The organism is Stappia stellulata (genome assembly GCF_020176715.1).
Classification (GTDB): domain Bacteria; phylum Pseudomonadota; class Alphaproteobacteria; order Rhizobiales; family Stappiaceae; genus Stappia.
This window is the reverse complement of record NZ_JAIVMF010000001.1, coordinates 57,046-70,413: the sequence shown is the minus strand read 5'-3', so window position 1 is coordinate 70,413 and position 13,368 is coordinate 57,046. Positions and strand designations below refer to the sequence as shown.

The 13,368-nt window shown below is 66.0% G+C and carries 14 protein-coding genes; 7 read left to right on the top strand and 7 right to left on the bottom strand.

The features are described from left to right. Positions 1-221: 221 nt before the first annotated feature. Complete coding sequence (locus LC092_RS00335; protein ID WP_224803917.1) at positions 222-947, top strand: carbonic anhydrase; 726 nt, start codon at positions 222-224, stop codon at positions 945-947. 54 nt (positions 948-1,001) lie between these two features. Here the strand turns inward: LC092_RS00335 and LC092_RS00330 are convergent, their stop codons facing one another. After that, positions 1,002-3,044: a M3 family metallopeptidase gene (locus LC092_RS00330; protein WP_224803915.1), complete on the bottom strand. Its 2,043-nt coding sequence runs from the start codon at positions 3,042-3,044 to the stop codon at positions 1,002-1,004. 79 nt (positions 3,045-3,123) lie between these two features. Next, positions 3,124-4,056, bottom strand: a complete 933-nt coding sequence (locus LC092_RS00325; RefSeq protein WP_224803913.1) for an AEC family transporter — start codon at positions 4,054-4,056, stop codon at positions 3,124-3,126. A 113-nt stretch (positions 4,057-4,169) separates the two neighbouring features. Here LC092_RS00325 and LC092_RS00320 point away from each other — a divergent pair, with 113 nt between their 5' ends. Then, the gene (locus tag LC092_RS00320; RefSeq protein ID WP_224803911.1) at positions 4,170-4,505 is read left to right on the top strand and encodes a hypothetical protein; all 336 of its coding nucleotides are present in this window, start codon (positions 4,170-4,172) and stop codon (positions 4,503-4,505) included. 7 nt (positions 4,506-4,512) lie between these two features. Here the strand turns inward: LC092_RS00320 and LC092_RS00315 are convergent, their stop codons facing one another. From LC092_RS00315 to uvrA, 4 genes are all read right to left on the bottom strand, one after another. Beyond that, positions 4,513-5,121 (bottom strand): pyridoxamine 5'-phosphate oxidase family protein, encoded by a 609-nt coding sequence (locus LC092_RS00315; protein ID WP_224803909.1) that lies wholly within the window; start codon positions 5,119-5,121, stop codon positions 4,513-4,515. Positions 5,122-5,577: 456 nt separating this feature from the next. Further along, positions 5,578-5,727, bottom strand: coding sequence for a DUF1127 domain-containing protein (locus tag LC092_RS00310; protein ID WP_224803907.1), 150 nt, complete (start codon positions 5,725-5,727; stop codon positions 5,578-5,580). Positions 5,728-6,066: 339 nt separating this feature from the next. Beyond that, positions 6,067-6,216, bottom strand: coding sequence for a DUF1127 domain-containing protein (locus LC092_RS00305; RefSeq protein ID WP_224803905.1), 150 nt, complete (start codon positions 6,214-6,216; stop codon positions 6,067-6,069). A gap of 275 nt (positions 6,217-6,491) precedes the next feature. After that, positions 6,492-9,458 (bottom strand): excinuclease ABC subunit UvrA, encoded by a 2,967-nt coding sequence (gene uvrA / locus LC092_RS00300; RefSeq protein WP_224803903.1) that lies wholly within the window; start codon positions 9,456-9,458, stop codon positions 6,492-6,494. A 423-nt stretch (positions 9,459-9,881) separates the two neighbouring features. Between uvrA and ssb the strand changes: the two genes are divergently transcribed. Beyond that, on the top strand, positions 9,882-10,457 hold the full coding sequence (ssb, locus tag LC092_RS00295; protein WP_224803901.1) for a single-stranded DNA-binding protein: 576 nt from the start codon (positions 9,882-9,884) through the stop codon (positions 10,455-10,457). Between the two features lie 2 nt (positions 10,458-10,459). Then, a complete protein-coding gene (locus tag LC092_RS00290; protein ID WP_224803899.1) occupies positions 10,460-10,987 on the top strand; it encodes a mismatch-specific DNA-glycosylase in 528 nt (175 codons plus the stop codon). A 12-nt stretch (positions 10,988-10,999) separates the two neighbouring features. On the opposite strand, the gene LC092_RS00285 is transcribed toward LC092_RS00290, so the two are convergent. Beyond that, the gene (locus tag LC092_RS00285; protein WP_224803897.1) at positions 11,000-11,962 is read right to left on the bottom strand and encodes a cation diffusion facilitator family transporter; all 963 of its coding nucleotides are present in this window, start codon (positions 11,960-11,962) and stop codon (positions 11,000-11,002) included. 132 nt (positions 11,963-12,094) lie between these two features. On the opposite strand from LC092_RS00285, the gene LC092_RS00280 reads away from it, so the two are divergent. The 3 genes from LC092_RS00280 (at position 12,095) to LC092_RS00270 (ending at position 13,339) form a co-directional block, all read left to right on the top strand. Beyond that, positions 12,095-12,481, top strand: a complete 387-nt coding sequence (locus LC092_RS00280; protein WP_224803895.1) for a hypothetical protein — start codon at positions 12,095-12,097, stop codon at positions 12,479-12,481. Between the two features lie 118 nt (positions 12,482-12,599). Beyond that, positions 12,600-12,758, top strand: coding sequence for a DUF5993 family protein (locus tag LC092_RS00275; RefSeq protein ID WP_224803893.1), 159 nt, complete (start codon positions 12,600-12,602; stop codon positions 12,756-12,758). 11 nt (positions 12,759-12,769) lie between these two features. After that, the gene (locus LC092_RS00270; RefSeq protein WP_224803891.1) at positions 12,770-13,339 is read left to right on the top strand and encodes a disulfide bond formation protein B; all 570 of its coding nucleotides are present in this window, start codon (positions 12,770-12,772) and stop codon (positions 13,337-13,339) included. Positions 13,340-13,368: the final 29 nt, after the last annotated feature.

Below are 13,368 nucleotides of genomic sequence, written 5' to 3'. Positions count from 1 at the left end.
CGGTTTCAGGGTTTGCGCAGGCGCGCGTCCTGCTAAAGACTTGAGCCCGACCGGCGGCGGCACTGCTGCTGCCCGGTGCCTCTTGCGGTCCGCACGGGAGTCGTTTCGCCCCTTCAATTTCGTCGGGGTTGTGCGCTCCGGTACTGCCGGCCGCATGTCGCATGCCGATTTCCGGAACCTCCGGTAAGGCCACCGCGACGCGGGACAAGGAATTTCAGTCTATGTGTAACGATCATGCGTTCGATCTGACGCGGCGCGGCCTCTTCGGGCTCGGTGCCGCGGCCGCCTCCACCGCATTCGCCGGCGGATTCGCGCTTCCCGGCGAGGCGCTTGCGGATGAAGCGCCGGCCGCACCCAATGATATCGATCCCGACAAGGCGCTGGCGCGATTGAAAGAGGGCAACGGGCGCTATACGGCCAATCAGCCGGCCAATGCCGATTTCTCCGTCGGACGGATGGCGCGCGCCGGCGTGCAGTTTCCCTTCGCCGGCCTGTTGTCCTGCGCCGATTCCCGCGTGTCGCCGGAGCTTGTCTTCGATCAGGGGCCGGGAGAGCTCTTCGTGCTGCGCGTTGCCGGCAATTTCGTTGACGGGAACGGCCTTGCCAGCATTGAATACGGCGTTGCCGTTCTCGGCATTCCGCTGCTTGTCGTGCTCGGCCACAGCAATTGCGGTGCGGTCAAAGCGACGATCGATGTCATCGAGAACGGAACCGAGCTGCCCGGGCATCTGCCGGATCTGGTCAACGCCCTCAAGCCCGGCGTGGAACGGGCGCTTGCGAAGAAGCCGGCCGATCCGGTCGACGCCGCGACCCGGGAGAATGTGCTCTACAACGTCGAGACGCTGACAGCGGCAACCCCCATCGTCGCTGACGCCGTGGCCGCCGGCCGGGTGAAGGTCGTCGGTGCGGTCTACGACATTGCCAGCGGCAAGGTCGAGTTTCTCTGATCGACCGGTGATGAAGGCGGCGTGCGACCCGCGCGCCGCCGACGATCAGGCTTGTCAGGCAAAACCGCGCTTTTTCAGCAGGGCGCTTGCGTCCGGCAGCGCGCCGCGAAAGGCGATATACGCGTCCTTCGGGTCCTGGCGTCCGCCGCTGGAATAGATGTGCTCGTAAAGCCGTGCCGCAGTTGCCGGATCGAAGATGTCGCCCGCTTCTGTGAAGGCGGTGAAGGCATCCGCATCCATCACTTCCGACCACATGTAGCTGTAGTAGCCCGAAGCGTAGTTCTCACCGGAGAACACATGGGCGAAATGCGTGGGCCTGTGCCGCATGGCGATCTGCTTCGGCATGTCCATCCGCGTCAGCGTCGCGGCCTCCAGCGCCGTCACATCCGTCATGTCCTCAGGCGCCGTATGGGCGTCGAGATCGAACAGTGCCGAGGCGAGATACTCGACCGTGTCGAAGCCGGAATTGAAGGTGCGCGCGGCAAGGACGCGCTCAAGCAGATCGTCCGGCATCGGCTTGCCCGTCTCCACATGCACCGCGAAGCGCTGCAGTGTTTCCGGCTGGTCGAGCCAGTGTTCGTAAAGCTGCGACGGCAGTTCCACGTAGTCGCGGGACACCGAGGTTCCGGACACGATCGGATAGGTGACATTCGACAGCAGGCCGTGCAGCGCATGGCCGAACTCGTGAAACAGCGTATGCGCGTCGTCGAAGGTCAAAAGGGTCTTTTCGCCCTTGGGCGCCTTGGCGAAATTCATCACGTTCACGATGATCGGGGTGATGTCGCCGGCAAGCTTCTGCTGCTGGCGGAAGGCGCTCATCCAGGCGCCCGAACGCTTCGAGGCGCGGGCGAAATAGTCGGCGAGGAACAGGCCGATGTCCCTGCCGTTTCGGTCGCGCACCGCAAAGGCGCGCACGTCCGGGTGATAGAGATCGAGCCCGTGCTGCTCCTCGAAGGTCAGTCCGAACAGGCGCGTCGCGGTGTCGAAGGCGGCCTCGATCATCGCCTCGAGCTGGAGGTAGGGCTTCAGCTCCGCCTCGTCGATGGCGTGGTCGCGCTGGCGCACGCGCTCCGCGTAGAAACGCCAGTCCCAGGGGGCGATCTCGATATTGTCGCCATCCTGTTCGGCCAGATCCTGCAGGGCCCTGGCTTCACCGCGCGCCTTGTCCGCAGCCGGGCTCCAGACGCTTTCCAGCAACTCGCGCACGGCATCGGGTGTCTTGGCCATGCTGTCGTCGAGCTTGTAGGCGGCGAAATCCTCAAAGCCGAGCAATCTGGCGCGCTCGCGCCGCAGTTTCAGGGTGCGGGCGATGATCTCCCGGTTGTCCGTGTCGCCGCCGTTTTCTCCGCGTGCGCGCCAGGCGGTGAAGGCGGCCTCGCGCAGGTCGCGGCGGGTGGAAAACTGCAGGAACGGCTCGATCAGCGAGCGCGACAGGGTGATGACGTGCTTTCCCGCAAGGCCGCGTTCCTCGGCGGCTTCCGCGGCCGCCGCGCGCAGGAATGGCGGCAGGCCGGCAAGGTCCGCCTCGCCATCCAGCACGAGCCGGTAGGCGGCTTCATCGGCCAGAATATTCTGCGAGAACTGCGTGCCCAGCACGGCGAGCTCCTGGGTGATCTCGCTCATGCGCGCGCGATCCGCATCGTTCAGCCCGGCGCCGGCGCGCTGGAACATCGAGTGGTAGCGCTCCAGCACCCGTGCCTGCTCCGGGTCGAGGCCAAGCGTGTCGCGGTCGGCCCAAAGCTGCGTGATGCGTGCAAACAACGTCTGGTTGAGCAGCGTCTCGCTGGAATGGCGGGCAAGCTTCGGCGCCAGGTCGCGCTCGATCGCCTGAAGCTCTGGGGAGGTGTTCGCGCTCGCGACATTGAAGAAGGTCGAGGCAACCCGCGTCAGCCGTTCGCCGGCGCGTTCCAGCGCCGCGATGGTGTTGTCGAAGGTGGGCGTCTCCGGGGCATTGGCGATGGCCTCGACCTCGCTCCGGGCCTCCTTCAGGGCTGTTTCGAAGGCGGGCGGGTAGTGATGCGTCTCGATGCGGGAAAAGGGCGGAAGGCCGTAAGGGCCGCTCCAGCAGGCGAGCAGCGGGTTTTCGGGATCGCGCATGATGTTCCTTGAAAGACGGGGGACGCGGTTGCGGACAACCGGGGTGGTCTACCGGATATGGGGCGGTTTGCCGGCTTTGTCAGCCCTTTGCCGCCATCACCGCAAACGACACGGTGATCACCCCGAGCGCGGTGGAGACGAGGATCGCGGTCGAAAGCCGCTGGACCAGCACGCCGTAGCGCTCCGCGATGACGAAGACGTTTCCGGCAATCGGCATGGCCGCGATGACCATCAGCAACCCGGTCTGCAAGGGATCGAGACCGAAGACCCGGGCCAGGGCGAAAACGAGCAGCGGATGGGCGACAAGCTTCAGCGCGACCAGAAGCGCGATGGCGCGTCCGTCACCACCGACCCGGCGCGCGGCAAGCGAGACGCCAAGGGAAAACAGCGCGGTGGCACCCGCAGCACTGCCGAGAAAGACGAAGAACCGGTCGATCGGTTCGGGCAGCGTCAGTCCGGAGAGCGACAGTGCGCCGCCGGCGGCAATCGCCAGCATGAACGGATTGGCCACCACCCCGCGCGCCACACTGGTGAGCATCTTCGCCGTGCCGCCGCTCTTGCCGGCGGACCATTCGAGCAGGCCGATGGAGAGCGGGATCAGCACGACGAGATCGATCGTCAGGGCAACCGCAATCGGCGGCGCCGCGGCATCGCCAAAGGCGGCCAGCATCAGCGGAAGGGCAAGAAAGCCGATGTTTCCAACCGATGCGGCCTGTCCGGCAAGCGCCATTTCAGGCAGCGGCGCGGCGAAGGCGAGACGCATGATCGCCATGGCAAGGCCGAAGGCACACAGGCCGGCGAGCGCCCAGACGAGAACGGCCGGACCATTGAGCGCGGCGGCGATGTCCTGTCGGCCGAGCGCGCGGATGATCAGGGCCGGCATGGCGAAATAGAAGACGAAGACATTCAGGCTGCGGACCGCCCCGTCCGGCATCCAGCCCTTGCGCGCCGCAAAGAAACCGAGCGCGACCACGGCGAAGAACGGGCCGGTGAGGGACAGGGTCAGCAGCATTTCGGTCGGATCCGGCTTTCGGGCCCCTGGCGGGGCGGAGGCTCTCGCGATTCGTAAGGTTCGTCGGACGACGGAAAAGCAGCGTTAACACACTCTGGCCTAGAGTGGTCGCCATGTCGGCACTGATGACCTCAATCGCGGGCCTCAAGGGCGCGCAGGATCGCTTCGAAACCTCCGCGCGCCGCATCGTCGCGGCCGGGGCAGAGGCCGGCAATCGGCTGACCGAGACGGCCCAGGGAACGACCGGCGCGGGCGTCCCGGCGCCAGGCGGCGCGGACCCGGTGCGCGGCGCGCGTCCGATCGGATTCGCCCCCGACATGGCGGGCGCGATGGTCGACATGATGCAGGCGGAAAACAGCTTCAAGGCGAATGCAGCGGTCGCCGGCCGGATCTCCGACATGCAGCAAGCCTATCTCGACGTGCTGGGAAGCACCCGCAAGGCGCGGTGAGACGGCGTCACGGCGCGAGCCAGCATCCCGTCCAGCCGTCGCCGGCCCGTTCGAAGCGCGCCCGTGCATGGCCTCTGGCCGCGAGATAGAGCCACTCCATCCGCAAGACCTCGGCCATCAGTACGGCGAAATTCGCCCGTCCCTCGTCGGGGCGTCCGGTGTCGTAGACGGCCGTGCCGGGCGCGGGGATTTCTGTGCCGGGCCCGGTCTCGATCCGGTAGCAGGCGCGGCTCATCGGACGGGTCGCGGACCAGGCCCGCTCGACCGTTTCGCCGTCCTGCAAAAGGGTCAGCCGACAGCTCAATCTGAGCTGAATTTTGCAATCTGAGTCGTAAATTTCGCAAAATCCGCTCGAATTTTGATGAATTTGATGCGCCTTGCCGCTGCGTTTGTCGGTATGGAAGCGAAGCGTCAGGGGCAACTTGTCCACGCCCCTCAGGACCATCCGGCGCACGTCCGGGGTGTTCTGCGGGGTCACCGTCGCGACCGCCGGGGTGTGAAACGCGGACCGCCGGTTGCGCACACCGTCGGTGAGCCTGAGGCTGATCTCTTCAAGCGTCAGGTCGAGGTCGTCGTAGAAGGCCGGAAGGCCTGGACTGGCGGTATCGAGCGACATGCCGATTCCCTGATCTCACAATTCATTGATCTCACGATGGGAAAGCGCGCGAAGGCAGCTTCAGTCCGTGAGTCATGGGGCAGCTTGGGGATGAGGGCAAGGCCCGGAAGCGGGGTCCGGAAAAACGAACGCCCACCGGAGGGAGGAGGACCGGTGGGCGTCGTTTTCGATTGTGACCGGCGTTGGGAGGAGGAGCGCCGGTCGAGTCAGGCTCAAGGCGCTGGGAGGAGGTGCGCCCGAACCCGATAACAGTGATATGGGTGACTCGCGCCGGGATTTCCAGAGCGGTTCCTGCATAGCTGCCCCCCGCAGAGCGGGTAGCAATTCACTTTCGTGAATGTTGCGGTGCATTCATGAGCAAACTGCTGATTCAGAATGCAAAAAGCGCCGCCCGGAGGAAACCGGCCGGCGCTTTTTGAGGCAAGAATCCGGCGGCCCGTTCAGGACCGCGACGGATTAGCGCATGTTGCTGCGGGCAATGAAGTCGATGTCGCCGCGGCCGATGCCGAGGTCGTTCAGCTCGCGATTGGACAGGCGGGACAGTTCGTCATAGGTGCGACGGTACTTCTGCCAGGAATGATATTTGCGCACGAGATTGTCGAGCATTGGAAACTCCATCGTCTGGATCTGTCTGGGGTGAGATGCGCCGCGCATGTTGCGCTGCAGCACTCTCTTCTTGCTTGGATATGGGGTGAGTCCCCGGAAGCGGAATGCGCTCATTCCGCATGCCCGTCATGCAGATCCTGCAAGCCGGAAAACGGAAGCGCGGCGCATCTGGCCGCTCGCGGCGGTGGCCGCCGGGATGCTCCGCAAAAATGCGATCGCCCGCCGGAGGGAGGAGGACCGGCGGGCGACGCAATGGTCGGACGGGATTGGGAGGAGGAGGTCCCGCCCGAACACGACAAAGAGACAGGGGAGGAGGTCTATCTCTTTGATCGTGAGCTGTTATCGGCTGGCGCGACGGGCGACGAAGGAAATGTCGCCGCGGGCGATGCCGAGGTCGTCAAGCTCGCGCGTGGACAGGCGCGACAGCTCGGAGACGGTGTTCTGGTAAGTCCGCCAGGTGCGGTACTTGCGCGCAAGTGAGTCGAACATATTGGCCTCGATGGGTGTAAGGCGACGCCCGGTAGAACCGTTTGCGCCGCCCGAATTCGATGACCATGAAGTAGGTTTTTCAGCCGCTGAAAAAAAGTGCATTGTTTGCATGGCAGGCGTGCGGATTGTGCATTGCACCATCCCGGAGCGACACGCCCGGACGCGGCGCGCACAGACATGCGCGCAAACGCCCGGCGAAACGGCGCGGAATGGCTGCGGTTTTCGGCTTATGCCGCGCGGGGTGCCCCGAACTCCGGCCCGTGGCACCCGCTGCCTTATTCGGCGGCACTCAGGCGCTGGACCGGACGACGCTCGAGCACTTCGCGCAGGAACCGGCCGGTGTAGCTTTCCGGCGTCTCGACGATGGTTTCCGGCGGACCTTCGGCAACGATCATGCCGCCGCCGTCGCCGCCCTCCGGCCCGAGGTCGACGATCCAGTCGGCCGTCTTGATGACCTCGAGATTGTGTTCGATCACCAGCACGGTGTTGCCCTGGTCGGCCAGCTCGTGCAGCACCTCCAGAAGCTTGGCGACATCGTGGAAGTGCAGCCCTGTCGTCGGTTCGTCGAGAATGTAGAGCGTGCGTCCGGTCGCGCGCTTGGCGAGTTCCTTGGCAAGCTTGACGCGCTGCGCCTCGCCGCCCGACAGCGTCGTCGCCTGCTGGCCGACCTTGATGTAGCCGAGGCCGACGCGGGCGAGCGTCTCCAGCTTGTCGCGCACGGACGGCACGGCGGAGAAGAACCGCGCGCCTTCCTCCACCGTCATGTCCAGCACGTCGGCGATCGACTTGCCCTTGAACTCGACTTCCAAAGTCTCGCGGTTGTAGCGTTTCCCCTTGCAGACGTCGCAGGTCACATAGACGTCCGGCAGGAAGTGCATCTCGATCTTGATGACGCCGTCGCCCTGGCAGGCCTCGCAGCGCCCGCCCTTGACGTTGAAGGAGAACCGCCCCGGCGCATAGCCGCGCGTCTTAGCCTCCGGCAGGCCGGCGAACCACTCGCGGATCGGCGTGAAGGCGCCGGTGTAGGTCGCCGGGTTGGAGCGCGGCGTGCGCCCGATCGGCGACTGGTCGATGTCGATCACCTTGTCGAGGAACTCCAGTCCCTCGATGTGGTCGTGCGGCGCCGGATTGTCGCGCGCGCCGTTCAGCCGGCGGGCCGCGGCCTTGTAGAGCGTGTCGATCAGGAAGGTCGACTTGCCGCCGCCGGAAACGCCAGTAATGCAGGTGAAGGTGCCAAGCGGAATATCCGCCGTCACGTCCTTGAGGTTGTTGCCGCGCGCGCCCGAAACGCGGATCCGGCGGGTCTTGGAGATCGGCCGCCGCTCGGCCGGCATCGGGATGTCCATCTTGCCGGAGAGATACTGGCCGGTGAGCGAGGCGTCGGAGGCGAGAATGTCGGCCGGCGCCCCTTGCGCGATTATCTCGCCACCGTGAATGCCGGCGCCCGGGCCGATGTCGACCACATGGTCGGCGGTCAGGATCGCGTCCTCGTCGTGCTCGACGACGATCACCGTGTTGCCGAGATCGCGCAGGTGCTTGAGCGTGTCGAGCAGGCGCGCGTTGTCGCGCTGATGCAGGCCGATGGAGGGCTCGTCGAGAACATAGAGCACGCCGGTGAGGCCGGAGCCGATCTGCGAGGCAAGCCGGATGCGCTGGCTTTCGCCGCCCGACAGCGTGCCGGAATTGCGCGACAGGGATAGATAATCCAGCCCGACATCATTGAGGAACTTCAGCCGCTCGCGGATCTCCTTGAGGATGCGCACGGCGATCTGCGACTGCTTGTCGGTGAGCGTCTCGGGCAAGGCCTCGAACCAGTCGCCTGCCTCGCGGATCGACAGTTTGGCGATGTCGCCGATGTGACGCTCGGCAATGCGCACCGCCAGCGCCTCGGGCTTCAGCCGGTTGCCGTTGCAGGCCGGGCAGGGGCGGTCCGACTGGTAGCGCGACAGCTCCTCGCGCACCCATTCGGAATCGGTCTCGCGCCAGCGCCGCTCGATGTTGCCGACGACACCCTCGAAGGTCTTCGCCGTGCGGTAGCTGCGCACGCCGTCGTCATAGGTGAACTCGATCTTTTCGCGCCCCGAGCCGTAGAGGATCGTGTTCCTGACCTCTCCGGCGAGATCCGACCATGGGGTGGTCATCGACGCCTTGAAGTGCCGGGTGATCGCCTCCAGCGTCTGCGTGTAATAGGGCGAGGTCGACCCGGTCTTCGCCCAGGGCAGCACCGCGCCCTGACGCAGGCTCAGGGTGTGATCGGGCACGACCAGTTCCGGCTCGAAGGCCAGCGTCGTGCCAAGCCCGTCGCAGGTCGGGCAGGCGCCGAAGGGGTTGTTGAAGGAAAACAGCCGCGGTTCGATCTCGGAGATCGTGAACCCGGAGACCGGGCAGGCGAACTTCTGCGAGAAGACGATGCGCTCATGCGTCTCGTTGCGGTTCTGCAGCACCGCGTCGCCGGCCGGCGCCGGCAACGGCTTGTCGGCCAGTTCCGCGATGGCAATGCCGTCGGCGAGGCCGAGCGCGGTTTCCAGCGAATCCGCTAGCCGGCCGCCAATGTCGTCGCGCACTACGATCCGGTCGACCACGACGTCGATGTCGTGCTTCAGCTTCTTGTCGAGTGCTGGCGCGTCCGGGATTTCGTGAAATTCGCCGTCGATCTTGACCCGCTGGAAGCCCTTCTTCATCAGCTCCGCAAGTTCCTTGCGGTATTCGCCCTTTCGTCCGCGCACGATCGGCGCCAGCAGGTAGAGCCGCGTGCCTTCCTCCAGCGCCAGCACCCGGTCGACCATCTGCGACACCGTCTGGCTCTCGATCGGCAGGCCGGTCGCCGGCGAGTAGGGCACGCCGATGCGCGCGAACAACAGGCGCAGGTAGTCGTAGATCTCCGTCACGGTGCCGACGGTGGAGCGCGGGTTCTTCGACGTCGTCTTCTGCTCGATGGAAATCGCCGGCGACAGACCGTCGATCTGGTCGACGTCCGGCTTCTGCATCATCTCCAGGAACTGGCGCGCGTAGGCCGACAGGCTTTCGACATAGCGGCGCTGGCCTTCCGCATAGATCGTGTCGAAGGCGAGCGACGACTTGCCCGAGCCGGACAGGCCGGTCATCACGATCAGCTTGTCGCGGGGCAGTTCGACATCGATGTTCTTCAGATTGTGCTCGCGCGCGCCCCGAACGGTGATCAGGCGCCGGTCCGCAGGCGGCGGCGTGGCGGTGGAGGGGGCGGACGAACGCTTCTTGGACATGAATGGGTCCCTGGTGGCAGTGCCGATTGCGGATGGTCGCGGCGCGCGCGAGCTTTTTTGCGGCGGCGCGTCCCGCCCCCGGACGCGGGGCACGTGGAACGCCGGTCTTACTGGAATGGTCTTACGCGGGCGGGAGCGAACCCGATTGCGTGAACATAAAAGGAACATGCCTGTGCACGCAAGCCCGGCAAGGCGAACGTGGCGTGATGTCGCCTCGCATTCAATTGGAGCTTTTAACCGGACTTGCCAGGGAATCCACATTTTCCCGCTTGTTTAGCGGTTCAGGATATGGAACGAATAAGGAACATTTGCAGCAGATGGCCTTGCGATTGTGGAAAAGCCGCAGATTGGCCCGGCGCCGCCGGGCGCTAGCGCCTATGGTCGGGGCCAACAGGCACACAGCACGGATTTGAGGAGACGAGGATGTCGGGAAGCGTCAACAAGGTGATCCTGGTCGGCAATCTGGGTGCCGATCCGGAAGTCCGGCGGATGCAGGACGGGCGTCCCGTGGTGAACCTGCGTCTGGCGACCTCCGAGAACTGGCGCGACAAGAACTCCGGAGAGCGCCGCGAGCGCACGGAATGGCATCGCGTCGTGATCTTCAACGAGGGACTTGCCAAGGTCGCGGAAAACTATCTGCGCAAGGGCTCGAAGGTCTATGTCGAGGGCCAGCTCCAGACCCGCAAGTGGCAGGACCAGTCCGGTCAGGACCGCTACAGCACCGAAGTCGTGCTTCAGGGCTTCAACGGATCGCTCACCATGCTCGACGGGCGCGGTGAGGGCGGCGCTGGCGGTGGCGGTCGCTCCGGCGGTGGTGGCGGCTACGTCGAGCAGGGCGGCGGCGGCTACGACCAGGGCGTCGGCTACGATCAGGGCGGCGGTTACGACCAGGGCGGTCCGTCCGGCGGTGGCAAGCCCGGTGGCGGATCGTCTTCCGGCGGCGGTCAGCGCGGCGGCTTCGGCGGTCCGGGCGACATGGACGACGAAATCCCGTTCTGACGATGGAGGCGCGCGAGACAGATGCATCGCGCGCGCCCGTCCTGCCCGACGTTCTGCAGCCGGGTCTGGACGTTGTCTTTTGCGGCACCGGCGCCGGGCGCCGGTCCGCGCAGGCGAGGGCCTATTACGCCGGCCCCGGCAACCGGTTCTGGTGGGCGCTGGCCGAAGTCGGCCTGACGCCGCGCCTGTTTTCTCCGCAGGAATTCCCGGAACTTCCCAACTTCGGCATCGGTCTGACGGATATCGCCAAGGCGCACATCGGCCAGGATCATGAGCTCGATCCCGCTGGCTGCGACGCGCGCGGGCTCGCCGAGCGCATTGCGGCCGTGGCGCCGCGCGCCCTGGCCTTCACCAGCAAGCGGGCCGCGGCCCTGTATTTCGGCTGCCCGACCCGCGCTCTGGCCTATGGCCTCCAGACCCCGACGATTGAAACGACCCGGATCCAGGTGCTGCCGTCACCGTCAGGGGCCGCGCGCGGCCATTGGTCGCTCGATCCCTGGCGCGATCTGGCGGAGCGCCTCGGGCGCTGAAGGGGCCTCGGGTCAACTCGCCGGCGGATCGTCGTGCCGGCGGTCGGCTTCCAGCATTTCCATATGATGGCGGGTGGCCTGCGCTTCGATGAACACCCGTCGCACGATGGGAAAGCGCCGCTTGATCGCCACCTCGAGCGCGTAGATCGATTCCTCCACGCTGCCGACGGTGAGGTTGTTCTCGAAATCGATGGACAGCGCCAGCAGCACGTCCTGCGGACCGCGATGCAGGGTGCGGATCTCGTTCATGCGCGAGACGGTCGGCGTCGCCTCGACGAGGTTGCGGATAACCTCCACCGTGGCGGGGTCGGCGCCCTCGCCGACGAGCAGGCTCTTGGTTTCATAAGCCAGAAACGCGGCGGTCAGCGCCAGGATCACGCCGATCATGACCGAGGCCGCGCCATCGAGCCACGGCAGGCCGAGGAACTGGACGCCGAGCAGCCCCAGCAGCGCCACGACAAGGCCGGCCATCGCCGCGGTGTCCTCGAACAGCACGGTGAAGACGGCCGGGTCCTTGCTCTCGCGCACCGCCTGCAGAAGGCCGCGCTGGCCGCGCACCCGGTCGAACTCCTTGTAGGCAATCCACCAGGCAACCGATTCAAAGACGATGGCCAGGCTCAAAACCACATAGGCGACGATCGGCGAGGTGATCGGATGCGGATGCAGGATCTTCTGGATGCCTTCGTAGATCGAAATGCCGGAGCCGACGGCGAAGATCAGGATCGCCACCACGAAGGCCCAGAAATAGAGCTCCACGCCATAGCCGAACGGGTGCTTCTCGTCGGCCGGCTGATCCGCCTTCTTGAGGCCGTAGAGCAGGAGCCCCTGGTTGCCGGTGTCGACCAGCGAGTGGATTCCCTCCGACAGCATCGCCGAGGAGCCGGTGTAGGCGGCCGCGAAGAACTTGGTGATGGCGATCAGGCCGTTGCCGGCGAGAGCGGCATAGATGACTTTTTTGGAGCCTGTGGCGGCCATGCGTGGCGTCCCCTGTTCTGGCTGGCACGCCCGCAGGCGGCGGGCGGTGACGCGCTTGTGACTCGCGCATCCGTGCCATGAGGGGGTAGTCAAGGCCGAGACACCCGTCAAAATCAACCCGGGAGGCCGATCATGCCAAGGAAACGCAGCACCCTGTGGGCCGTTTGCGCGGGGATCGCCGCTCTCGCATGGTCCGCGCCGCCCCCCGCGCTCGCCGGAAAGGCGGATGTCGTCGAGGTCGTTGCGCAGCAGGCCGGCGACGGCACCTGGCGCTTCGACGTCACCGTTGCCCATGCCGAGGAAGGCTGGGACCACTATGCCGACCTGTGGGAGGTGGTGGCGCCCGACGGCACGGTGCTCGGGCAACGCGTGCTGGCGCATCCTCATGTCGACGAGCAGCCCTTCACCCGGTCGTTGTCGGGTGTCGAGATTCCGGCCGGCACCGGATCGGTGGAGGTGCGGGCCCGCGACAGCGTGCACGGACTGGGAGGACGCTCCGTTTTGGTCGATCTGGACTGAGGCGGTCTCGACGCGGGCGCGAAACGGGAGTAAGCACAGGCAGTGTCGGCGTCCTGGCGGCGTGCGGCTTCCGCTCGACCCGCGTTCCGCGTCCTCTCGTTTTCAGGTCCCTCAGGCCATGTTTCTGACTGCGTTGTTTGTGCTTTTGACCGCGACCCTGGCCTCCGCCGGCTTCGGCTCCCGGCGGATGACCGTCGGTCTTGCCGGCCTGTCCTTCGTCTTCGCCATCGGCGTCTATTTCCATCACGCCTCCGACGCGCTTCCGCTGTCGTTTTGAAAGATCTTTCGATGATTTCCCACAAGACCGAGGGTCTTCTCAACGTCGCCGCGCTTTTCGCGATTTCCGCGGTCCTGCTGGTGGCCTTCGCGGACCAGATCTTCGGCGGCGAACTGCCGTGTCCCCTGTGCCTGCTGCAGCGCGGCGGCTTCCTGCTGCTCGCCATCGGCCCGGTGCTGACCGTCGCGCGCGGGCCGCATCCGGCGCATTACGGCGTGACGATTCTCGCCGGGCTGGTCGGCGCGGGCTTTGCCATGCGCCAGGTGCTGCTGCACATCCAGCCGGGCGACGCGGGCTATGGCGCGCCGTTCCTCGGGCTGCATTTCTACACCTGGGCCTTTGTCGTCTTCGTCGTGGCGATTGCCGCCTGCGCCGCCATGCTGATCCTGCGCGATTCTACGCCCGCCGCCCGGCGCGACCCGCGCGACCGCGCGGCCTGGCCGGCGTTCGGGACGCTGGCCGTCGGCCTCATCGTGTTGCTGGCCGCAGCCAATGCGCTCAGCACCGGGCTTGAATGCGGTCTGGCGTCCTGCCCGGACGATCCCGTATCCTACCGGCTGCTGGCGCCTGCGGGCTCCTGACGCCCGACCCGTATCCGCGCACCGGAGAG